This is a genomic window from Nostoc linckia z4 (assembly GCF_002608075.1).
Lineage (GTDB): Bacteria > Cyanobacteriota > Cyanobacteriia > Cyanobacteriales > Nostocaceae > Nostoc > Nostoc linckia.
Window position 1 is genome coordinate 1 of record NZ_LAHA01000050.1, and the last position, 22,820, is coordinate 22,820.

A 22,820-nucleotide genomic window follows, 5' to 3' on the forward strand; every position below is an offset into this window, starting at 1 on the left:
AAACCGCTTTCCGAATTAGTAGTTGAGGTTGCATCGTTAATTGCTGAAATTAACCAGCATCCTGAGTACGAAGAGATAGAGAAAAAAGGCTACGAATCGAATGCATCAGTCGGGGATGCCTACCAAGCGATGGTTGACCTGAACTATGAAATCTGTCAGACAGAAAAGAAGGTCAACGATGAGCAAGTTTAACTGGAACTTATACGCTGCTTCCTTTGAGGCACTCGTCGAACGTGGTGCGCCCCCGGAAAAGGCTGAGGCAGCGTCACAAGTTATTGGCAGAGATGATGGCGCAAAGGACAACTTTGGCAGAACTGCCGAAGACCAGCAAGCGGTAAACGACATCCTTGAATATCTGCAAGAGGAAAGCGATGCCCAGCAGTAGCATTCCTCCCGACTGGTATCAGTCCCAGGCAGAACTCGCCGCCCAAGAACTCGACTACGACTTACATCTAGCCGCCTGCGAAGCCGAAATCAAACAAGGCATCGCCGCCAGCCTAGAGCCGATGCCCGAACCAGTGCCAGACAACTCTGTTTACAACTTCAACGCCATACTTGACGGCTTACTCGACTAACCAACAAGCCCCCAAACCACGGGGGCTAAACCTATGAACAAAGAACCATCAAAATTAACATCTGCTTTGGGGGAAGCGATGGGAGCGTTGATCATCCTTTTATTGCTCATGCCCTTAGTGGCCTTGTGTTTGAAAGCAACAGTAGATATTGTTCGCATTAACTGTGAGGTCAACAGCAATGGCAGATGAACAGCCAAAAATTGTAGTTGAAGTGCCGAGCGATCGCGGCTACTCCCCACTCCCTCCTCCCCAGTCCAACAAACTGGAGGAATTTAAGAAGGGGTGGATAAACGCGATCGCGCTGCCCGATAATATTCCCGACTTAGCTTATGAGCTTACTTCCACGGTGGCGATTCCCGCTTTATTAAGTAGCTGCTGGGTTACGCTGCCTTTGCCCGGATTTGTCCGGCTGGGAGTATGGGGAGTGTTAGCAGTGTCAGGAATTATGGTGTTTTACATACACCAAGCGATACCAGAGGTCAAAGATTTTTTGCTATTGCGCGTTGGATTGATTGCTGTAGGAGTGTTGCTAGGGTTATGAAAACCTACAAAATTAAGTACTGGGATAACGAAGGACAAGGTACTACCTTAATTGATTCATCTGAGAAATTAGATGCAGATGAGGCAGCCAACCTAGTACAAGAACAGTTACGGGAAAACGGCATTGATACCAGTCCGGTGCAAGTAGAGGAATTTCGAGAAGTCAAAAACCCTTTAGATATGTTAGTAGCAAATATTCAAAGACTGGGTTTTGGGGGATAAAAATGACCACGGATTTACACCCTTCCCAACTCCACCAGCAATTGCAAATATACACTCGCGCCAAGTGGTCGTTTTGGGGTGGCTTGGTTGTCAGTTGTGGATTATTGTTCTTTGGAACTAGTCAAAAGGCTAACAAACCGTTGATTCTAGGGGCATCTGTCGCTACTTTAGAAGTCGGTCGCAGACATCGCCAAACTGCCAAACTGCTGCAAGAATCACTAGGCGACATCGAGCAAGCATCCCGGCTAAATTATCAAGTTTGGATTAAATCTCAAACCCAACCCACGTCACAGTTAGCCCTGACAGTGGGCACTTTTGATGCCAATTGGCAACCAGAAAATATGATTACCGAACCGGTCGAATACATCCAAAAGAAACAGAAACACGTTGCCTTGATTGGTGGTACTGGGGACGGTAAATCAACCCTTACTCAGTTTCTCTCCTCCAAAATTGGTGGTCGAGTTGTTGTTTATGACAGCGATGCCAAACCAGACGATTGGTCATGGCTGGATCAAAACGATGTCATCGGGCGCAAAGGCAACTTCAGAGCCATAGACACTGCTATGGGCAAAGACTTAGAGAACCTAGAAGACCTAGTTCAGCTTCGGGGTGAAGGGGGAGACAACGCGATCGCTGGGCGGGAACGCTTTCTGATTGCCGAGGAATTCCCAATTCTGGTTGACGAATGCGGCAACGCTTCCCCTTGGTTGAAGAAACACGCCAAGCGGGGACGACGTTATAAGCAGTTCATTCTCGCCATTGCCCAAAATGACACTGCCGAGAACTTTGGGCTGCAAGGCGATAAAGACACGCTCTACAGCTGCTTTGTGCTGGTGCGTTTGGGACAGTTCGGACGCGACCACGCCAGGACTAAACTCAAAGACCCTCAACTAGAGCAATGGTTGAAAGCCGGAGGGAAAAAGCGGTTTATGGTCGATGATTGCCCTTGTGAACTCGATTTGAGCAACTGGGGACAAAGCGCGATGCCTGCGGCGGGCTTTGCCAACGCACTTCCCCAAACCTCCAGCCGGGAAGGTGATGAGGAGAGATCGCCCGCAAAAGACCTTAATGAGTACGAGCAATTTATCGTTAACTGGGGTCAGCGGCACCCTGGAGAGATTTTAAAAGCTGGTATGCTCAGCCGCGGTACACGGTTATTTGATGGTATGCAGCCAGATGAAGTGCGAATCATCTTCGCTTCTATGGCTGACAGGGGTTTGGGGGAAGTGGAGGGAAATGGCGATCGACTCGGCTGGAGGTGGTCGTAGTATTGTCTACAGTTTGTCTACAGTTTGTCTACACCTTGTCATTACTGCCTTGTGGTCGATTTTGTTAGCAAGTCTCCAATACTGCCAGTTTTACTAGAGACGACTTTCACCCCGTCACCACCTCATTAGCAGACCGTCTACAGCGTCTACAATTTTTCAGCACAAAAATCTCGGCTGTAGACGCCTAAAACCCTTGAAAAATAAGGATTTTGGCAATGTAGGCAAAATTTTTTGGAAACGCGATCGCGCTATTTAGAGGAGGGCGATCGCGACACATATCAATTAAAAACTAACACAGGGTTCAATCATGAAAGACAAGCATCTTGCCGTTAACTGGGCTAGAAATATTTTGACCGAAAATAACTGGTGTATTTTAGACACAGAAACAACAGATTTAAAGCAGGCGGAAATATGCCAAATAGCTATTATCACGCCAGAAAGACCAGGGTGGCAAACACTTGTTAAACCAACCATACCGATTTCAGAGGAAGCGATTGAAATACACGGAATAACAAATGATGCTGTAGATGATGCCCCAACATTCGATCAGGCTTTCTTGCAGTTGATGAAACGAATAGGAACCAGGGATTTAATTATTTACAATGCTGATTTTGACTTACGAGCTATCAAAAACTCTATGAGAGCGCACGGAATTCAACTAGCATTTCCAACAAGCGATCGACGCCAGTGCCGCATCTTTACAAACGGCGGCTCTATCCACTGCGCCATGCTGTGGTATTCCCAATGGGTAGGAGAGTGGAATTCTTACCACTGTGATTACAAATGGCAACCTTTACCTGGGGGCAATCATTCCGCATTAGGTGATTGCGAGGCGACTTTAAAAGTAATCGAAAAAATGGCAGCAGAATGACGGACGACGATAAATGGATGAACGTAGATCCGCGAACTAATAAGCTATCAATTCGCTTTCGTGTTCGCGGTTTTCCTAAACAGTTTTATGTTAGCAGTGGACTAAAAGATACTAAACGTAACCGCGAAATTGTCAGAATAAAACGAGATGCAATCGCCAATGACATTACACTAGGACGCTTTGACAATACATTGTACAGCTACCAATTTCGGGCTAGCGCGATCGCTGCTCCCTCAATTCTTCCCCCAGAAAGTGAGGGCGACTTAGGGAAGTTGTGGGAGATGTTTACAGCATTTCAATCCAAACAAATAGAAGTAACTACAATCTACTCTACCTACAGAGTGGTAAGGAACACTATCGAGCGTCTCCCATCACGCTCACTTTCAGATGCCCCAAAAATCAGGAATTGGCTAATGCAGAACACAAGTCAGTTTATGGCTTCAAAATATTTACTGCGATTCGATCAATGTTGTCGTTGGGCACTGGATGAAGAAATCATCAAAGCTAACCCATTTGAGAAACTCAAAATCAAGAAAGCAAAGAATAACACTGATGATTGCCTAGCTTTTACAATTGAACAGCGAGATATAATCATCGAAGCTTTTGAGTCTGATGACCGATTTTGTCATTACAGTAATCTTTTAAAGTTCCTCTTTTGGACTGGTTGTAGACATGGTGAAGCATTCGCCCTTAATTGGAAAGATGTTTCTGAAGATTGCTTGCGGATCAATATTTCTAGATCAAAAAATCTTTTAGGAATAGAGAAAGGCACAAAAAACGGTAAAAGCAGAGTCTTTCAGTGCAGTCCTGGATCTAAACTTCAAAATTTATTGCTGTCCATGAAAACAGATTCAAGTGATTCCCTCCTTTTCTTGACCAAAAGAGGACATGCGATGACCAGTTCAGCGTTAAGCCATGCTTGGAATCGAGATGGAAAAAACCAGATTGGGGTAGTGAGGAGCTTGTCAAATAATGATAATAAAAAAGTTCCGTATTTGAATCCTTACGCCACCCGACATACCTTTGCAACTTGGGCGGTTGCGGTGGGAATTTCGCCTGACAGAGTAGCGTATTTGATCGGGGATGATATAAACACGGTACTTCGTTATTACGTTCACCCAGAAGCTACCAAGGGCGAATGCCCTGATTTTTGATGATTTTGTACCTGAATTAAAAATAGAGCGACTAAATTCTACTTGCTTCAACACAAGTAAAATTTAGTCGCTTTTGGCATATTTTTGCTACTTTTTTGCTACTCAAAAATCTTTCAAAGCACCCAGGACAGGGACTGCTATTACCACCCTTGCATTTCCACTAATTCCATACACAATTCATTAATTTGTTCTACATTTGGTTTATGAGGTAGGGTGGATTGTTCGTAAACTATTTCCATTTCGGCAACTAAATCTTCTGCCATTTTCATCACTTGTTCGTAAGAATATTCACCTTTGAGAATGGCTTTTAAATCATCAGCATCGCCAGCTATTCTCCTATCTACAATCACTTTTCCTTGACGCAATATTTCTAGTCCACTGCGTAATAATCTAATGCAGTGCATCCCATGTTTGAGGTCAAAACCAGATTTGCTTTCCATTTCTGCTCTAGCGGGATTTCGGTTTTCCTGCCAAGATAAGTAAGCTTTCCATTCTCTGAGGGCTGTTTGATAACTTTGACTTTTCTGAAGCAGGCGGATAAAGTCTTTACGGCTATTAGTTAAGTTTTGGGTATATTCTAAAGTTTCGTCTGGTAAGGTATATTGTTTTAATACTCCTTTAAAATCAATATCTGCTGTTAGTAATTTATATAATTGTTCGGCTTCTTCCAAAAATTCAATTCTGCCTCTAATTAAGTTATAAAGATATTCTAAAAATGCATTTAGTTCGTCTTTGCTTAGTGCTGTTTCTTCTTCTATGCCAAAGTCAGATGGTAATGGCTTTTTTTGCGGCGGTTTTAATAACCACTTGCGATGAGTTTCCATTTTTTTGATTTGGGCGAAGGCGTAACCAGTGTAGGTATGCTTGACTTTTTTACTCAAAAATAATTGTTTGTGGTTAATTAAATGTTGTCCTACAGGAGTGAGAAAAGGATAGTTATTTAACCAAAGTAATTCTAAAACATTGGGGTTGGCTCCAGATAATAACTGGAGGATTTTTCTTAGCTCATATATAACTGTATCTTTGTTGTTATCTAGAAATGAAAATATACCTGGTTCGTCCCAACCAGCATCTTTTTGTTCTATGCGATCGAATCCCAAATAGTACTTTTTGGATGCGATAAACACTCCGCGATAATCAAAGTCCGAATCGGGACGATTTAAACCATAGCCGTGGCTACCTGCTAAACCAACTAAAATAGTTCTTTGTTCAATTTCTATTCTTTTCATGTCTACGGAGTTTTAATTACGATGATTGTGCTATTTTAGTCCACTAAATCAGAATGTCTTGTAATCTGGCGAAAATTGGGGTTTTAGAGCTTATTTGAGGGTTGGAGTTTAAACGCAGAGGAGCGCAGAGGTACGCGCAGAGGTACGCAAAGAATTTGGTATGAATTAATGAAAAGTTAGGAGTTAGAAGTTTTATCTTTGTCTTTGTTGTCCGGCTATATCAATTAATTATCTGTGCATGACGCTGCTTGCAATGTGGGGTAAATTGCAAATCTAACTTTTGATGGATGATTTAAGGTTTATATATTTGCAGATATAGATGAGAATAAACACTCTACAAGTTTATATTTCTGTAAAACTATATCACTGATATATCTAAGTTTAAATATTAATTTATACCTTGTGCTTCTTAACAAAAAGTTTCATGATTGACTTAGAAAATAAATATCAATCGAGTAAGAATTAAATTCGCTATTCAGAAAAAATAATCTAATAATCATCTCAAAAGAACTCATACTGGAGTTAGATTATTCCAATGCTAGAAGGATGGATTCAAATTATCTTAACGCTACTGATTGTAGTAGTGATTACTCCATTTTTTGGGCGCTATATGGCGCGTGTATATCAAGAACAAAGTACTTTTCTCGACCGGGTTTTAGATCCGGTTGAGAAAGTGCTTTATTCTTTGGTTGGGGTGAAAGCTAAAGAAAATATGACTGGTTGGCAGTATGGACGAGCAATCTTGTATAGCAATGTGGCAATGGGGTTGCTGATTTTCTTGATTATTATGAATCAAGGATGGCTACCATTAAATCCAACTAAGATAAATGCTCCGACTTGGGATACAGCGCTGCACACTACTATTTCCTTTATTACTAACACTAACCAGCAGCATTATTCTGGTGAAACTTACATGAGTTATGCCAGCCAAATCTGGGGGCTTGGGTATCACATGTTTACCTCAGCAGGTACTGGTTTGGCGGTGGGAATAGCTTTTATTCGCGGACTAACTGGTAAACCCTTGGGCAACTTTTATGTAGATTTAATTCGCTCGATGACGCGAATTTTGTTGCCTATTTGTATTGTCGGCGGGATTGTTTTAATGGCGGCTGGTGTGCCGGAAACATTGGGTGGTGTGGTGGTATTGCCTACTTTGGAAGATCCTAACATTAGTCAGGCGATCGCTCGCGGCCCTGTTGCCCATTTTGAAATTATCAAGCAATTAGGTGAGAACGGCGGCGGCTTTTTCGCCATCAACTCAGCACACCCCTTTGAAAATCCCAACGGATTTTCTAACTTAATTGAAATTGTCGCCATGCTTTCCATTCCCACTTCCTTAATCTACACCTATGGCTTGTTTGCTAACAACACAAAGCAAGCTTGGTTAGTGTATGGCATGGTGGGTGTTATTTATATAGTATTTATTATCGTTACAGCCATTGGTGAATACAACGGTAACCCGGCTGTGAATGCTGTGCTTTCAAGTCAACAACCGAATTTAGAAGGTAAAGAAGTCAGGTTTGGTTGGGCACAGTCTGTGTTGTTTGCAGTCAGTACCACTGGTACTATGTGCGGTGCAGTCAACAGTTTACACGATTCCTTCATGCCCAACGGCGGTTTTATTACCCTTTCCAACATGTTCCTGCAAATTATCTGGGGTGGACAGGGTACAGGAACCGCTTACTTATTTGCTTACTTGATTTTGGCTGTATTCGCCACAGGATTAATGGTGGGACGCACACCAGAATTTCTCGGACGCAAAATCGAAAAGCGGGAAGTTGTACTGGCTAGTTTCTTGATTTTGCTAGTTCACCCCATCGCCATTATGATTCCTGCTGGTATCGCCTTGGCATTTCCCGAACAATTATCAGGAATTAGCAATCCCGGCTTCCACGGCTTGAGTCAAGTTATTTATGAATACGCTTCAGCTGCTGCTAACAACGGTTCTGGGTTTGAAGGTTTAGGTGATTCCCAACCTTCGCCATTAGCAATAGCCACAGGTACACAGCCTACTTTAACCGCCTTGTGGTGGAACTTGAGTACCTGCTTTAGTTTACTAGCGGGGCGCTATATTCCCATACTCGGTTTACTGTTTTTAGCAGATAGCATGTCTCGCAAACAAGCCGTTCCCTACACCAGAGGAACATTGCGAACCGATACCGGATTATTTACAGGCGTTACCGCAGGTGTGATTTTAATTCTCGGCGCACTTACATTCTTCCCAGTACTAGCATTAGGGCCCATCGGTGAAGCGTTTTTTATCGGAAAAGGTATTGGGTGAGGAAATTTTAGATTTTGGATTTTGGATTAGTCAGATTGTTCTGATATTACTAATTAATTTGAAAAATGATTGCGATAAACGGATCGTCAAAAAGCTTATTTAGTAATTCTTCCATAATCCAAAATCTCAAATCTCAAATCCAAAATCTCAAATCCAAAATCCAAAATTGTATATGCCAATTACTACTAATTCTCCATCGCCCCGTGTTCCTTCAGGAACTCGTGATTCCCGTAAGCACACTCCCAAGGCAGATATGCGGGGAATTTACAAAAGAGCAATTCGCGAGTCATTTGTCAAGCTCGATCCGCGAATTACTGTGAAAAATCCAGTTATGTTTGTTGTTTGGGTGGGGACAGTTGTTACCTTTTTAGTCACCCTAAACCCAAATTTGTTTGGCACAATTGAGGCAAATGTCAACCAACAACGTTTATTAAATGGGTTGATTACTTTTATTTTGTTTTTCACGCTGCTTTTTGCCAACTTTGCAGAAGCTGTGGCTGAAGGACGGGGTAAAGCTCAAGCTGATTCTCTGAGAACGACGCGATCGGATACCATTGCTAATAAGATTCTTCCTGATGGTTCCATTGAAAAAGTCAATTCTACCCAACTGCGACGGGGTGATTTGGTAAAGGTAATTGCTAATAATCTCATTCCTGCTGATGGTGAAGTCATAAAAGGCATTGGTTCGGTGGATGAGTCTGCAATTACTGGGGAATCTGCCCCTGTGTTGAAGCAACCAGGTACGGATATTGCCAGTTCAGTGACGGGAGGTACGCGCTTACTTTCTGATGAATTGACCATTAAGATTACCGCCGATCCCGGTCAAGGCTTTATTGACCGCATGATTTCTTTGGTGGAAGGAGCAAAACGCACCAAAACTCCCAATGAAATAGCCTTGACGGTATTGCTAGCGGTGCTGACACAGGTGTTCTTAATTGTGGTGGCCACTATGCCGCCCTTTGTGAATTACATTGCCAATTTTATCAGCACTGTATTTAGTGTGGAGGCGGGAAATAGTTTACGTGCCGGTGCTAGCGTGGCGATTTTAATATCGTTACTGGTAGCTTTAATTCCCACAACTATTGGTGGTTTACTGAGTGCCATCGGTATTGCTGGTATGGACAGAGTTGCCCAATTTAATGTGATTGCTACCTCTGGGCGAGCGGTGGAAGCTTGCGGTGACATTAATACTTTGGTGCTAGATAAAACAGGAACCATCACCTTGGGTAACCGTATGGCTGATGAGTTTATTCCTTTAGATAATCATTCCATCGCAGATGTAGCGCGAGTTGCTTTAGCTGCTAGCTTATTTGATGAGACGCCGGAGGGCAAGTCAATTGTGACATTAGCAGAAAAGTCCCAGGTTGCGGTGGATTTTAATCTCGAAAAAGCTGAAGGTGTGGAGTTTTCCGCCAAAACCCGCATGAGTGGGACAAATTTACCCGATGGTAAACAAGTCCGCAAGGGTGCGGTGGATGCCATTAAGGGATTTGTGCGTTCTCGTGGCGGTTATGTCCCTGATGATATCGATGCAGCTTATGAGCGAGTTTCCCGCTTGGGGGGTACACCTTTAGCTGTTTGCCAAGATGAAAAAATTTATGGTGTAATTTACCTCAAAGATATTGTCAAGCCTGGTTTGCGAGAAAGATTCGACCAACTCCGCCGTATGGGTGTTCGCACCATTATGCTCACGGGTGATAATCGAATTACCGCTTCAGTAATTGCTCAGGAAGCTGGAGTAGATGATTTCATTGCGGAAGCAACTCCAGAAGACAAAATTGAAGTGATTCGCTCGGAGCAATCCCAGGGTAAACTGGTGGCAATGACTGGGGATGGTACAAACGATGCGCCCGCCTTAGCTCAAGCAAATGTGGGTTTGGCTATGAACTCTGGGACACAAGCTGCCAAAGAAGCTGCTAACATGGTGGACTTAGACTCAGACCCCACCAAATTAATTGACTTAGTAACTATTGGTAAACAGCTACTCATTACCCGTGGAGCATTAACAACCTTCTCCATTGCCAATGATATTGCCAAATATTTTGCTATTATTCCCACTATCTTTGCGGCGGCGGGAATTGGCGCACTTAATATCATGGCACTCAAGAGCGCTCAATCTGCCATTATCTCAGCATTAATTTACAACGCCTTAATTATTCCGGCACTAATTCCCTTAGCACTTAAAGGAGTAAAATTCTTGCCTCTTTCAGCAGACCAATTACTACGCCGCAACATTTTAATTTATGGTGTGGGAGGTATTATTGCTCCCTTTATTGCTATCAAAATTATAGATATCATCTTGCCCTTGTCTTAAGACTAGTACTCTGGCAACTCAACTTTGCTGAGTTCGGACTGGGAAAAGGGTAAAGGGGAAGGGGGAAAGAATCAAATTATTCATCCGCCACTCCTATGAAATTCATAGGACTTACGCAAAAGTATGAATAAACTAACCGCAAAGACGAGGCAGTGCGTTGGGCGGGTTCCCCGACTTGAAGCAACTGCCGTGCAAAGGGCACGAAGTTATAAGAGTTTGAGAGAGTTCTTGCGTAAGTCCTAATTCATTCTGAATTCTGACTCCTGACTCCTGAATTCTGTTTGATAATTTATTTCTTGAAAAATCCTGAATTCACTTATGAAATTCGTTCATATCCAACACATTATTCCCATATTCAAAGTGTCGGAAGTAATAGCTGAAATTTGGTATCAATGGCAAAGACAAAAACTGCCATTGTATTTATTTCTAGCAATGTGCTTCAACTTAGTGGTTGCACCTGTGGTTTATGCGGCCACAAGCGAACAACTTTCCAAGAGTCAAGCTTGGGGAGTGGGACTGCTAGGAGTGGTGACGGTGGGACTTTCTATTTATTTATTTTTTGTGATGTTTGTACCGGAGAAATTTTAATGAGTTTTGCACGTGAAGCTAGCAGGGCTATTCGTTCTACCTTGGTACTGTGGGTAATAGGAGCAATTATTTATCCTTTTTTGATGATTGCCATTGGGCAAATTGCGTTTCCCTTTCAAGCAAATGGTAGCCTACTGACAAATAGTACAGGTGAAGTTGTCGGTTCTGCGTTGATTGGTCAACCTTTTAGTAGCGATCGCTATTTTAACAGTCGTCCCAGCACCACTAGCTACAGTACTGCCAACCCCAAAAAAGATGATGCGGGAATTTTGCAAACTGGAGTTTCCGGTGCTAGTAACTTAGCTCCCAGTAACCCCGCATTATTAGAACGCATCAAAGGAAAAGATGACCCAGACCCCAGTAAAAAAGTTGAAGGTGATTTTAATCGTCTAAAAACAGCAGGAGTAGAGCCAACTGCGGATCTTGTCTACACCTCTGGTTCCAGCCTTGACCCCCACATCACCCCAAAAGCCGCCAAAGCCCAAATTCCACGAGTCGCCAAAGCGCGAAAAATTGAGCCAAACCAACTGGAAACTTTAATTGCTGAAAACACCGATGGGCGCTTTCTCGGTATTTTTGGTGAGCCTGGAGTTAATGTTTTGAAGTTGAATTTAGCTTTAGATAAACTCAAGGGATAATATCATGAAAATTGCCTAAAAATTTTATTGGTTCAGGCTTTAGCTCTCCGAATTTTAGAAAAATTTGGGGAGTTTTTTGTTGGCAATTATGAATAATATGAATCTTGGATTTTAAAACTATATCTCTAAGTATATGCTTTTTAATTATTTAATAGATATATCAATTTATATTTTCTCATAATGCAAAATATATCATCGATCAATCAAATTTTTCTCTAACTTGTTGGACAATGTTATTAGAGTTCAATAACAAGTTTTGTGTTAACTAACAAAAAAGCTTTAGAACCAAGTTTATTTGGTGTTTTAATCCAAGCAAATAGTATTTACTGCGGCATTTGTTTAACTGAAATTGAGTTACCAGAAAAATGTGCATTTTTGGGAATTTTAAGAAACAGTAAAGTGATTTCAGTCAGTGATAATCCGATTATTTATGCAGGAGATTATATTTTAGCGATCGCAATTCATCCAATGATGGTTCCCGCTCTGAAAGTCACTCTTAAAAAAATCCATTCTCTTTATTATTCTTTAAACAATTGCTTATTGGAAGCTCGACCAACAGACAAACAATTTTTCAATTCAGATGATGCAGAATTTATTCTTCCAAAAGAATCTTCATCAGTCTACCCTGATTGAAGTTAAACTGATTGCAACGACACATTATGACACCAAATCACGGGATGGAGATATTCCCTTTGTCGCAGTATTTTTAGCCCACATTTCCTTCATAATTGCTTGGGGGATTGTTGTTTATATTGTTTCATGTTTTTGCAAATCTTTAGAAGATTTTCCAAAAAATAAAGATGAAATAGTCAGCATCAAAACCGTACAGCAACATCCCTGTATAAACTGTCATTATTTTCACAAAAATTCTGATCTCAAGTGTGCAGTGCATCCTTCTATTGCTCTGACTAAAGAAGCGTGGAATTGCTGCGATCGCAAATCTCGATGAATGATTTTATTTAGCTGCAATTTTAATTTATGAATCTTATTGTACGACCATTGATTCCGTTGATGTTTATCTTAGCTCCATCCTTAATTAATCAAGGCAATGATTTGTTGAGACGACATATTATTCAACACCTCCAAGAAACAAGAAATTGTTTTGGTTGTAATTTATCAAGAGTTAATTTTTCAAAAGCTAATTTACAAGGAATTGATTTGCGATCGGCAAATCTTCAGGGAGCTAAGTTAAAAAACGCTAATCTCCGGTATGCAAATTTAGAATGGGCAGACCTCCGGGAAGTGAACCTCCAAGGAGCCGATTTAACTGGAGCAAACCTCAAAAATTCATTATTAACTAATGCCAATTTACAACAAGCAAATCTACAACATTCCAATCTCCAAGGCACTGATTTTAGAAATGCCAATCTTAGTTATGCCAATCTTAGTCAAACTTCCAAAAATAACGATATCCAAAATCGTAATTCTGTGATTCTCTGCAAAACAGTCATGCCCAATGGAATTAGAACGAATCACTGCTATGAAACCAGCAAAACTTGATGATTGATATTATGGCTTGATTAAACAATCACAAACTACATTTATGGAATACCAAGTAATAACATACACAAAAAAATACCATAGCAATCACATTTCAGTTGTGAATAATGTCGGTGTTGACTGTTGACTGTTAACCGTTGACAGTCAACAATTCTAACACCTAATATTTCACAAATTATTTGGGATTGCTATAGTCCCTAAAATTATCAGGATGATTAATTTTCAATTAGGAGCAAAGCAACGTGACACAACTTAATTATGAAGCTAAAAAAAACTTTCTCTACCCTTATAGTCGCTACTACGGTGTAATTACACCAAACAATCTCATATTTAATGCCAATTTGCAGGAATTCGCTCAAAAAGTTGGCTACATCAGCAGTTTAGAAACTAATGGCAAACTATCTCCCGAAGAAGCTTTGAGGAAAATCGAGCTACTTTGGCAACAGTTGAAAGCTAGTAAATAAAGTTGTGCAATTCACCCTTTGTTAAATTTTGATTGATTTAGGAAACCAAACAAATTTATGAGACAAAAAGAAACGATATTTGTGATTCCCACCCATCGATTGAGAGATGTGGCAGAAACTATCGAAAAGTATGATGAAAATTTTTGGATAAATGGTCATGCTTTAAAAATTATAGTTTTTGATGATTCTACCATTGCCAATCACGAGAAATATTATCCGCTTTTAGAGCAAACTAAAACAGTTAATGATGTATTTTATGTAGGGCCATATCAGAAAGAACAATTTATTACATTTTTAAATGAAAGATTGCGCGATCGTAAACTAGAATCCCTGGTGAAAAATTTATTTCGACCCAGCTATGGCGGTAATCGTAACTTTACCCTCATGTATACCCTTGGACATTTAATGGTCAGTGCAGATGACGATATGCGACCAGATGCATTGATTGAAACTAGTCCAGAATCTTTAACAGGGGATGAAATTTGTCGAGGTAAACTAATTAAATCTAGTCAACAAGATGGTTTTGTGCATAAATCTTTTGATTTACTCACAGCTTTTGGTGATGTTCTCGGTCAAAAAGCCAGCCATGTCCCCAAAAATTTTGAAGCTGGAGAATTAATTGTTGATACAGCGATGAATTTAGAAACTAATACTACCAAAGGTTACTTTCGAGAAAACAGTCTTTTATTACAATCAGGCAGAGTATTAAATAATGCCATCGTCAAAATTGCCCAAACTTTTCGTACCGGAACTAACGATATTGATACACTTGATTTCGTTCACCTGTATCTCAATGATGAAAACCAAATTAGTCCAAATGACCTAAATGATTTTTATATTCTCACTAATTTTAGACCTGTGATTACTAACAAAAACTGGAGAATGGATTGTGGGGTCGCTGGATATGACAATCAGCTAGGTTTACCGCCATTTTTCCCAACTCGCCTGAGATTTGAAGATTATATTTACAGACTTTGGATACAGCAAGAAGGTATTGTGGCTGCACATGTTGATGCTGTTCAAAACCATATTAGAAATAATTACATGCGTAATCCCCTAGCTAGCGAACTTTTTAATGAAGAAATATGTAGTTTGCTGAAAAAGAAGATTAAAAATAGTGTTTATCATCTTGATGACTTGGGAATCAAGTTTGATTACTCTGGCGAGGTTACCTTAGAAGACTCTGAAGAAATATTGCAAAAAATTTCTGCCATCCACACTCAAGTACTCAAAGCTTCCGCATCTGCTCAAAATGAAGACCGCAAACAGTCTCTTGAGTTGTTTGCAGCAAATTTATCAAGAGTATTTTATGGCTTTGAACCTGACTTTTTTCAGCAAAATGTCTCCAGAATCATCGACGATGTGATTAGTCAATTTCATGGCTCTTTAGAAATCTGGCCGACTCTCGTGGAAATTTGTTACTTTTATAAAGATAAAAAAGAACTACCGCAAATTAAAGTCAAAAATAAGAAGCTAAAGTCTAGAAATGGCTCAAAATCTAGCGAAATACCAGCCTAAAGATTTTTTAGTGAATTTATAGGTCAGAATTTACGAGAATACGATGAATCACAGGTCAATCATAGTAGATTCTGATTTATGTCTACTAAGTATTAAATGGAATTTTTAGGTTAGAAAAGATACTATTTTTTGCCGTTAACGGTTAACAGTCAACCGTCAACCGTAAACCGTCAACAATCAACCACCACATGCTGTTGTTTATTTTTTGCACTTGCCAATGCAGCGATCTACAAAACTTTACGATTCTTCATCCGTAAATCTTCTGTAAGACATAGCTGATGTGACTACAATCTGATAAGATTTCTACCAAGTAGAATAATTGCTTATTCTCTTTTTCTTGAACCCACTGATTTTGGGTCTTTTTTGGGAAAGGAAAATAAAAAATGTCTCATTTATTGTGGAAAACTCTGGTAGTAAGTCCAGTAGTTTTAGGAGTGACGGTGTTGGTTTCCGCTAGGGCTATAGCTGCTGAGGTAGCAAGCTTTTCTGAAGATGCAAAGGCAAAAGCTGTTCAGACAGAAGCACCAGAAGCTATTAGTGCCTCATTATCGCTGCAAATACAGCAACCAACTGCTGAAAAATTTGTGGTTGCCCAAGCTAAGACTGATGACAATAAAGTCTTAGAACAAGTTAACCGCTACAGCAACGAAGGTAAAAACCAGAATTCTCTCTCTCAAGTCACATCAGTTTCTCAGTTTTCCGACGTACAGCCGACTGATTGGGCATTCCAAGCTTTGCAATCCCTGGTTGAGCGCTACGGTTGTATTGCTGGATACCCGAATAGCACTTACCGTGGCAACCGGGCTTTGACACGCTATGAGTTTGCCGCAGGTTTGAATGCTTGTTTAGACAGAGTTAATGAACTGATTGCCACAGCAACTGCTGACTTGGTGACAAAACAGGATTTAGCGACTCTCCAGCGTTTGCAAGAAGAATTTTCCGCAGAACTAGCAACTCTGCGCGGTCGAGTAGATGCTTTAGAAGCGCGGACTGCGGAACTGGAAGCAAATCAGTTTTCCACCACCACCAAATTAGTGGGTGAAGCTATTTTTGCTGTTACCGATATATTTGGCGGTAACACTGGCGATGCTAATAACACTGTCTTCCAAGACAGGGTACGTTTAGACTTACAATCCAGCTTTACCGGTAAAGACGTACTGCACACTCGTCTTGCAGCTGGTAACGCAATAGCCTTTAACCAAATAGATAATGGTGGCGGCCTCATCGATACTGCTGAAGGCACACAAACATTTCAAATCGGTAGCACTGGTAACAATAGCGTAGTTATAGACTGGTTGTCGTACTACGTACCCATCGGCCCAGCTCAACTTTACGTTGCTGCCACCGGCGGTATTCACAGCGATTACGTTGCCACTAATAACCCTTACTTTGAGGATTATGACGGTGGTAATGGTGCGTTGTCTAGCTTTGCTTCTGAAAGTCCCATTTATCGCATCGGTGGTGGCGCAGGTGCGGCATTGACTTTACCATTTGGTAAAGGTGGTAGCATTTTCAGACCAAGTTCGCTGACTATAGGTTATTTAGCGTCAAATGCTAATAATCCTGGAGTAAGCCAAGGTTTGTTCGAGGGTAACTATGCGGCTTTGGGACAGTTGAACTTTAGTGTTGGCGATAGCATAGCGATCGCTGCTACCTACGTTCACGGTTATCATGGTGCCGGAGGCGGCAATTTATTCGATTTAGGTGGCGGTTTAGGCAGCACCAACCGCGTTGTAGGTACTGGTCAAGCTAACACCCTAACAGCCTTAAACGGATCTTCCAGTAATTCTTACGGTATATCCGCAGCCTTTAGACCCAGTGACAAACTGTCAGTTAGTGGCTTCATTTCTTACCACGATGTCACAGGCTTTGGTGCAGGTGATGATTATGAAGCTTGGAGTTACGGTCTTGGAGTAGCCTTGCCTGACTTTGGTAAAAAAGGTAACGTATTGGGCATTTTTGCCGGTGCAGAACCTTATGCCCGTAACCGACCCGGCTTTGTTGGTAATGACGTACCCTATCACTTTGAAGGCTTCTATAAATATCGCGTCTCAGATAATATCTCAATCACTCCTGGGGTGATTTGGTTGACCTCTCCTGGTCAAAACAGCGCTAACGACGATGCGATTATTGGTACTCTAAGAACCACTTTCACCTTCTAAAGGTTTAGTCAAACATTAATTGAGTCACCAAAGAAGTTAACTTTGGTGACTTAATTTTTTATTGGGCATTGGGTATGGGGCATTGGGCATGGTGCAGAGGGGAAAAACTCATCTCCCCATCTCCCCATCTCCCCATCTCCCTTGTCTACCCCTTCTCCTCACCTCAATACCTTCTAACAAATATTTATGCAGACAAAGTTAATCACATCTGCAAGTCCTGACTGAGTTTTCAAATTAGTAAAAATAAAAGGTTTATCGCCGCGCATTTTTTTAGCATCTCGTTCCATGACACTTAAATCTGCGCCGACGTGAGGTGCAAGGTCAGTTTTGTTAATCACCAATAAATCAGATTTAGTAATGCCGGGGCCACCTTTGCGGGGAATTTTATCACCAGCAGCAACATCAATGACGTAGATTGTTAAATCCACTAATTCTGGACTGAAGGTAGCAGCCAAATTATCACCACCACTTTCTAAAAAGACTAAATCCAAATCGGTAAAACGTTCCTCTAATTGTTCAATTGCTGCTAAATTCATAGAAGCATCTTCACGAATGGCAGTGTGGGGACAACCTCCAGTTTCTACACCTAAAATGCGATCGCTTGCTAAAGCCTGAGAACGCACTAAAAATTGAGCATCTTCTTGAGTATAAATATCATTCGTCACCACTGCAATCTGATACTGCTCGCGCAACCCCTTGCACAAAGCATCTACCAAAGCCGTCTTCCCGGAACCAACCGGGCCTGCAACACCTACTCTAAATGCGTTTTTAGTCATTAGTCATTAGTCATTGGTCATTGGGCATTGGGCATGGGGCATTGGGCATTGGGCATGGGGCATTGGGCATTGGGCATTGGGCATGGGGTAAAAGGAGAATAATAACTCCTAACTCCTAACTCCTAACTCCTAACTCCTAACTCTCAACTCCTAACTCCTAAACAACCTTGTATACTGCGTTTGATGCTGCATACTCGCTAGAGATAAACTCCAACTCCAACAGCCTAGTTGTTCGTCTTCTAAGGCTAGGATTTCTGATGCCACATTACTAATTAATGGTTGCAGTTCTAGTAATAACTGCTGTCCTGCTGTTTGCCCCAATGGAATCAGTTTTACGCCAGCTGTAATCAAATTACTTAGCCAACTGTGCAGATATGCTAATAATCCGACTTTGATGTTAATCTGCCAGTGGGCAAGGGCAATGCCAAAAGCGATGGCATAATTGCAAGGATTACCTACAGAATTTGTTATGGATAAAACTTCAGGTTCTAGTTTACCAAGTAATTGGATGAGCGATCGCCCCATTTGCCAACTTGAGGTGCGTAATTCTTCTGTTTCTCTGGCGGCTGATAACCACAGATTCCAAGAGGATAAAGATTCAATATCACCTATTTTTGCAGATTTCTCAGCTCGCGCCATTATCGCCGCCTCTAGCCTAATTGCCCCATAAGTTAATTGTGCTGTTAGCCAATGTTGGAGATGTGCCTGGTTGGCGATCGTACCATTTTCTATCAATGTTTCCAAGCCTTCAGAATAGCTATATGCTCCCACAGGCAAAGCAGGGCTAGCTAATTGTAAAATATTCAAAAAACAACTATCAGTGAGCGTGATGGTGTTGTCCATAAGCTCCTAATTCTGGCTGAAACGGTAAAATTTCTTCTTTAACTTCTAATCCCAGTTGTTCTAACATTGTGCGTAAAACTGCATCTGAACACAAACGTAAATAAGTCGGAGTAATTTCTACAGGTACGTGGCGATTTCCTAAATGATATGCAGCCCTGAGTAATAAAAGCGGTGTTTCAGCAAAGGCAGTCATCACTAGTTCTGGTTTAGCAGTAATTCTCATTAAATTATTACTAGCTTCATCCTGGACAATATCACCATCGTGTAAAACAGTTCCTCTCGGTAAATGTAAAAATACAACCTTCCCATCTTCGGTTTCAAAACGATGACGACTGCGGGTACGTTCTTCTGCTGTTAGCGCCAGAGTCAAACTGACTGCTGTATCATAATTGGCTGGCTTGATTTGGGTAAATGTCAGCATCAGAGTTTCGCCTGTTTTAAAACCATCGAATCATTATCTTACCTGTTTTATGGTGAGTGATGACTGATGACTGGTAAATCAGGATTTATTCTCCCTTGTCTCCCTTGTATCCCTGCTGTTAATTACACAGTCTTACAGATAGAATAAGTAATTTTTTGGTATTAGGTATTATTAGTATCTGAACATTAAATTTTGAAAAAATTTATTGACCAATAAAAGCAAATTGCTTTATAGTTATGGAATGAAATAAATAGTGATTTTAGAAATAAATATTGCAAAATGACAAGTTTTTACCAGCAATTTAATTGGTAAGTTTTTGCATATTTATTTTGTGTCACATCAACGAGCAAATATTTATCCATAAATCTTTCTCGCTTTGGAATTTTATCGAAGCAAAGGTGTTACAAGCGAGATATTTTCAATTTTTGAGTCCTCTGGTAAGAATTATGAGGTAGATTATGCGGATTTTGATGATTCAACCCAATTATCATTCCGGTGGTGCGGAAATCGCTGGAAATTGGCCACCAAGTTGGGTTCCTTATGTTGGTGGGGCACTGAAGACAGCTGGCTTTAGTGATATTTGCTTTTTTGATGCCATGACCGATTATATTCCTGATGATGTTTTAGCAAAAATGATTGCTAAGCATCAGCCGGATGTGGTGTTGGCGACAGCAATTACACCAATGATTTACCAATCAGAAAAAACTCTGAAGATAGTTAAAGAAGTTTGCCCCCAAGCTAAGACAATTATGGGTGGGGTTCATCCTACCTATATGTATAATGAAGTTCTCCATGAAGCTCCTTGGGTTGATTATATTATTCGGGGAGAAGGAGAAGAGATTACAGTTAATTTGATTAAAGCGATCGCTAATGGTACTGTAGAGAGCGATCGCCGCAATATTTTAGGCATTGCTTTCCTAGAAGATGGGCAAGTCATCGCTACACCAGCCCATCCGCCAATTGCTGATTTAGATACCCTGACTCCAGACTGGGACTTGTTAGATTGGAAAAAATATATCTACACTCCTCTTAACGTGCGGGTAGCGGTTCCCAACTATGCGAGAGGATGTCCATTCACTTGTCGTTTTTGTTCCCAGTGGAAATTCTGGCGCAAATATCGTTCTGGAAGTCCCAAGAAATTTGTCGATGAAATTGAAATTTTGGTGAAAAAACACAAAGTTGGTTTTTTCATTCTTGCTGATGAAGAACCAACCATTAACAAACCGAAATTTATCGACCTTTGTAATGAATTAATCGAACGCAACTTGGGTGTTTACTGGGGAATTAATACACGGGTAACAGATATATTGCGGGATGAAAAAGAATTACCTCTTTACCGCAAAGCCGGATTAGTTCATGTTTCCTTGGGTACAGAAGCAGCAGCACAACTAAAGTTGAATTTATTCCGCAAAGAAACGACTATCGAACAAAACAAGCGGGCGATTCAACTGTTAAAAGAAAATGGTATGGTTGCTGAAGCTCAATTTATCATGGGTTTAGAAAATGAAACCCCAGAAACAATTGAGCAAACTTATCAAATGGCTTTGGATTGGAAAACAGACATGGCCAATTGGAATATGTTTACACCTTGGCCATTTTCCGAGTTATTTGAAGATTTAGGCGATCGCGTAGAAATTCGCGATTATTCTCAATATAACTTTGTGACACCAATCATGAAACCAGACGCAATGGAACGGGAGGATGTCCTCAAAGGAGTACTGCGAAACTATGCCCGTTTTTACTTGAGGAAAACCATTGAATATTGGTTTGTCAAAGATCCCTTTAAACGCAAGTATCTTTTAGGTTGCTTGAAAGCTTTTGTAAAAACCACTCTCGACAAACGTTTTTACAACCTCAAGCGAATTAAATACAAGGGTCTACACACCGAAGTCGAACTTGGTTTTGATGAATCAAAGATTCTCACCCGCGAACAAATCACCAAGCGCCAGCAAGAACACCCAGAACTGATGGCAGATGTCAATTTCACAGGCAATATTTCCGCCTGCGGCGCACCTAATGAACTGCCAGAATTTGTTGAGGAAGAACAAGTTTCCAAAAAGTAGCCATACAGTTTAAATAAGACCAAAACGCTTGCAATAGGGTTTGGGGAAAGGGGAAAGGGGAAAGGGGAAAGGTGAAAGGGGAAAGGGAAAATACGGAACTTTTCCGCCTTTTTGCTTACGCTTTTCCCGACTTCTCTTAAAAGTCTATCCTTTACGCCTTATCCCTTAACCTTTTCCCAGACCATAAGGGAAGTTCATACTGCTTATCCGAACCGTATTGAAAACACTTGTAGAGACGGCGATTTATCGCGTCTGGTAAAACCCACAATTTTGTACAATTAGCCTTGAAGTGAAGTGTATTGAGTTAAAGCGTTGACTGTTGACGGTTCACAGTTAACAGTCAACACTCAACACTCAACAATCTTCTATGAAATATTTTTTACTTGGAAGTCCTCCTACAGTTGTCGCACCACTGGCTGACCATCTTTGACTTCACCAACTAAAACTAAATCGACGCAGTTAACAAAGATTCCATTTTCCAAAACACCGGGAATATTATTCAACGTTTTTTCTAAATTGACTGGGTCTTCAATAGAGTCAAATCTGACATCTAAAACAAAATTCCCTTGGTCTGTGATGACTGGGCCGGCTTTTTTAACGCCCATACGGAGTTCTGGTTTACCACCGAGTTTTTTAATGGCATTGGTGACAGGAGTAATTGCCATTGGAATCACTTCCACCGGTACGGCAAAACTAGAACCCAAGTTGTCTACTAACTTACCAGCATCTACGACAACGATAAACTGTTGTGCTAGGTAATCTACGACTTTTTCGCGGGTATGTGCTGCACCACCGCCTTTAATCAAATTTTTCTGAGGGTCTACTTCATCTGCGCCATCAATGGCAATATCGATGTGGTCAACAGCGTCCAAGGTGGTGAGAGGAACACCATATTCCTTTGCTAGCACTTCTGACTGAAAGGAGGTAGGTATACCAACAATATCTTTGAGTTCGCCAGACTTGAGGCGATCGCCAAGATACTGAATTGTGTATGCTGTAGTTGACCCCGTACCCAACCCCACAATTGAACCGGACTTTACTAAGGCGGCGGCGGCTTTGCCAACTTCTTGCTTCATCAACTTTACGGGATCTGCTGCTGCGGTCATTCCCAAAACTCCTGAAAAACTGACTATAGTCCATAGTAGTGGGCAGACAACACCAAAAGATGAAAGCTAAAAAACAAGTTTTTGCTGATTCTTAGTTCCTGGATGACCAAAACAAGTTGCCGTAGGTAGCCAATACGGTTGGGATAAGCAGTATGAATTTCCCTTATGGTCTGGGAAAAGAGTAAGGGGAAAGGTGGAAAGGATAGACTTTTAAGAGAAGTCGGGAAAAGCGTAAGAGGAAAGGTGGAAAAGTTTGGTATTTTCCCTTTCCCCTTTAACCTTTACCC

The 22,820-nt window shown here is 41.1% G+C and carries 24 protein-coding genes; 19 read left to right on the top strand and 5 right to left on the bottom strand.

What is annotated here, in order from left to right; all coding sequences use genetic code 11:
* The 9 genes from VF06_RS41390 to VF06_RS28725 form a co-directional block, all read left to right on the top strand.
* Window positions 1–192: hypothetical protein (locus tag VF06_RS41390; RefSeq protein ID WP_180267946.1), on the top strand; the 192-nt coding region annotated here is incomplete at its 5' end.
* Window positions 179–385, top strand: a complete 207-nt coding sequence (locus VF06_RS28695; RefSeq protein ID WP_099068256.1) for a hypothetical protein — start codon at window positions 179–181, stop codon at window positions 383–385. The genes VF06_RS41390 and VF06_RS28695, both read left to right, overlap by 14 nt.
* On the top strand, window positions 372–575 hold the full coding sequence (locus VF06_RS28700; RefSeq protein WP_099068257.1) for a hypothetical protein: 204 nt from the start codon (window positions 372–374) through the stop codon (window positions 573–575). Before VF06_RS28695 ends, VF06_RS28700 begins: the two co-directional genes overlap by 14 nt.
* A gap of 33 nt (window positions 576–608) precedes the next feature.
* On the top strand, window positions 609–764 hold the full coding sequence (locus tag VF06_RS41395; protein ID WP_180267592.1) for a hypothetical protein: 156 nt from the start codon (window positions 609–611) through the stop codon (window positions 762–764).
* A complete protein-coding gene (locus tag VF06_RS28705) occupies window positions 754–1,116 on the top strand; it encodes a hypothetical protein (protein ID WP_099068258.1) in 363 nt (120 codons plus the stop codon). Before VF06_RS41395 ends, VF06_RS28705 begins: the two co-directional genes overlap by 11 nt.
* Complete coding sequence (locus VF06_RS28710) at window positions 1,113–1,337, top strand: hypothetical protein (protein ID WP_099068259.1); 225 nt, start codon at window positions 1,113–1,115, stop codon at window positions 1,335–1,337. The genes VF06_RS28705 and VF06_RS28710 overlap by 4 nt, the downstream gene beginning before the upstream one ends.
* 2 nt (window positions 1,338–1,339) lie before the next feature.
* Window positions 1,340–2,605 (top strand): type IV secretory system conjugative DNA transfer family protein, encoded by a 1,266-nt coding sequence (locus tag VF06_RS28715; RefSeq protein WP_099068260.1) that lies wholly within the window; start codon window positions 1,340–1,342, stop codon window positions 2,603–2,605.
* Window positions 2,606–2,912: 307 nt separating this feature from the next.
* Window positions 2,913–3,476, top strand: coding sequence for a 3'-5' exonuclease (locus VF06_RS28720; protein ID WP_099068261.1), 564 nt, complete (start codon window positions 2,913–2,915; stop codon window positions 3,474–3,476).
* Entirely contained in the window at window positions 3,473–4,630 is a 1,158-nt protein-coding gene (locus VF06_RS28725; protein WP_099068262.1) for a tyrosine-type recombinase/integrase, read from the top strand. The genes VF06_RS28720 and VF06_RS28725 overlap by 4 nt, the downstream gene beginning before the upstream one ends.
* Window positions 4,631–4,770: 140 nt before the next feature.
* Here VF06_RS28725 and VF06_RS28730 read toward each other — a convergent pair whose 3' ends face one another.
* Window positions 4,771–5,859 (bottom strand): nucleotidyltransferase domain-containing protein, encoded by a 1,089-nt coding sequence (locus VF06_RS28730; protein ID WP_099068263.1) that lies wholly within the window; start codon window positions 5,857–5,859, stop codon window positions 4,771–4,773.
* 535 nt (window positions 5,860–6,394) lie between these two features.
* Here VF06_RS28730 and kdpA point away from each other — a divergent pair.
* From kdpA to VF06_RS28780, 9 genes are all read left to right on the top strand, one after another.
* Window positions 6,395–8,140, top strand: coding sequence for a potassium-transporting ATPase subunit KdpA (gene kdpA / locus VF06_RS28735; protein ID WP_099068264.1), 1,746 nt, complete (start codon window positions 6,395–6,397; stop codon window positions 8,138–8,140).
* Window positions 8,141–8,312: 172 nt separating this feature from the next.
* A complete protein-coding gene (gene kdpB, locus VF06_RS28740; protein WP_180267591.1) occupies window positions 8,313–10,454 on the top strand; it encodes a potassium-transporting ATPase subunit KdpB in 2,142 nt (713 codons plus the stop codon).
* Window positions 10,455–10,772: 318 nt separating this feature from the next.
* Complete coding sequence (gene kdpF / locus VF06_RS28745; protein ID WP_099068265.1) at window positions 10,773–11,042, top strand: K(+)-transporting ATPase subunit F; 270 nt, start codon at window positions 10,773–10,775, stop codon at window positions 11,040–11,042.
* Window positions 11,042–11,680 (top strand): K(+)-transporting ATPase subunit C, encoded by a 639-nt coding sequence (kdpC, locus tag VF06_RS28750; RefSeq protein ID WP_099068266.1) that lies wholly within the window; start codon window positions 11,042–11,044, stop codon window positions 11,678–11,680. The genes kdpF and kdpC overlap by 1 nt, the downstream gene beginning before the upstream one ends.
* A gap of 258 nt (window positions 11,681–11,938) precedes the next feature.
* Window positions 11,939–12,313 carry a TrkA C-terminal domain-containing protein gene (locus tag VF06_RS28755; RefSeq protein WP_099068267.1) on the top strand — a complete coding sequence of 125 codons (375 nt, stop codon included), beginning with the start codon at window positions 11,939–11,941 and terminating at the stop codon, window positions 12,311–12,313.
* A 345-nt stretch (window positions 12,314–12,658) separates the two neighbouring features.
* Window positions 12,659–13,180, top strand: coding sequence for a pentapeptide repeat-containing protein (locus VF06_RS28765; RefSeq protein WP_244918100.1), 522 nt, complete (start codon window positions 12,659–12,661; stop codon window positions 13,178–13,180).
* A 242-nt stretch (window positions 13,181–13,422) separates the two neighbouring features.
* On the top strand, window positions 13,423–13,644 hold the full coding sequence (locus VF06_RS28770; RefSeq protein WP_099068269.1) for a DUF7219 family protein: 222 nt from the start codon (window positions 13,423–13,425) through the stop codon (window positions 13,642–13,644).
* 57 nt (window positions 13,645–13,701) lie between these two features.
* Window positions 13,702–15,162, top strand: a complete 1,461-nt coding sequence (locus VF06_RS28775) for a hypothetical protein (protein ID WP_099068270.1) — start codon at window positions 13,702–13,704, stop codon at window positions 15,160–15,162.
* Between the two features lie 383 nt (window positions 15,163–15,545).
* Complete coding sequence (locus VF06_RS28780) at window positions 15,546–17,324, top strand: iron uptake porin (protein WP_099068271.1); 1,779 nt, start codon at window positions 15,546–15,548, stop codon at window positions 17,322–17,324.
* A gap of 173 nt (window positions 17,325–17,497) precedes the next feature.
* Here VF06_RS28780 and ureG read toward each other — a convergent pair whose 3' ends face one another.
* The 3 genes from ureG to ureE all read right to left on the bottom strand — a co-directional run bounded on the left by ureG (window position 17,498) and on the right by ureE (window position 19,364).
* Window positions 17,498–18,100 carry an urease accessory protein UreG gene (gene ureG / locus VF06_RS28785; protein ID WP_099068272.1) on the bottom strand — a complete coding sequence of 201 codons (603 nt, stop codon included), beginning with the start codon at window positions 18,098–18,100 and terminating at the stop codon, window positions 17,498–17,500.
* 150 nt (window positions 18,101–18,250) lie between these two features.
* Window positions 18,251–18,943 (bottom strand): urease accessory protein UreF, encoded by a 693-nt coding sequence (locus VF06_RS28790; RefSeq protein WP_099068273.1) that lies wholly within the window; start codon window positions 18,941–18,943, stop codon window positions 18,251–18,253.
* Window positions 18,918–19,364 (bottom strand): urease accessory protein UreE, encoded by a 447-nt coding sequence (gene ureE, locus VF06_RS28795; protein WP_099068274.1) that lies wholly within the window; start codon window positions 19,362–19,364, stop codon window positions 18,918–18,920. Before ureE ends, VF06_RS28790 begins: the two co-directional genes overlap by 26 nt.
* A gap of 458 nt (window positions 19,365–19,822) precedes the next feature.
* Here ureE and bchE point away from each other — a divergent pair, with 458 nt between their 5' ends.
* Complete coding sequence (gene bchE, locus VF06_RS28800) at window positions 19,823–21,427, top strand: magnesium-protoporphyrin IX monomethyl ester anaerobic oxidative cyclase (RefSeq protein ID WP_099068275.1); 1,605 nt, start codon at window positions 19,823–19,825, stop codon at window positions 21,425–21,427.
* Between the two features lie 395 nt (window positions 21,428–21,822).
* On the opposite strand, the gene rpiA is transcribed toward bchE, so the two are convergent.
* Window positions 21,823–22,533, bottom strand: a complete 711-nt coding sequence (rpiA, locus tag VF06_RS28805) for a ribose-5-phosphate isomerase RpiA (protein WP_099068276.1) — start codon at window positions 22,531–22,533, stop codon at window positions 21,823–21,825.
* Window positions 22,534–22,820 lie beyond the last annotated feature (287 nt).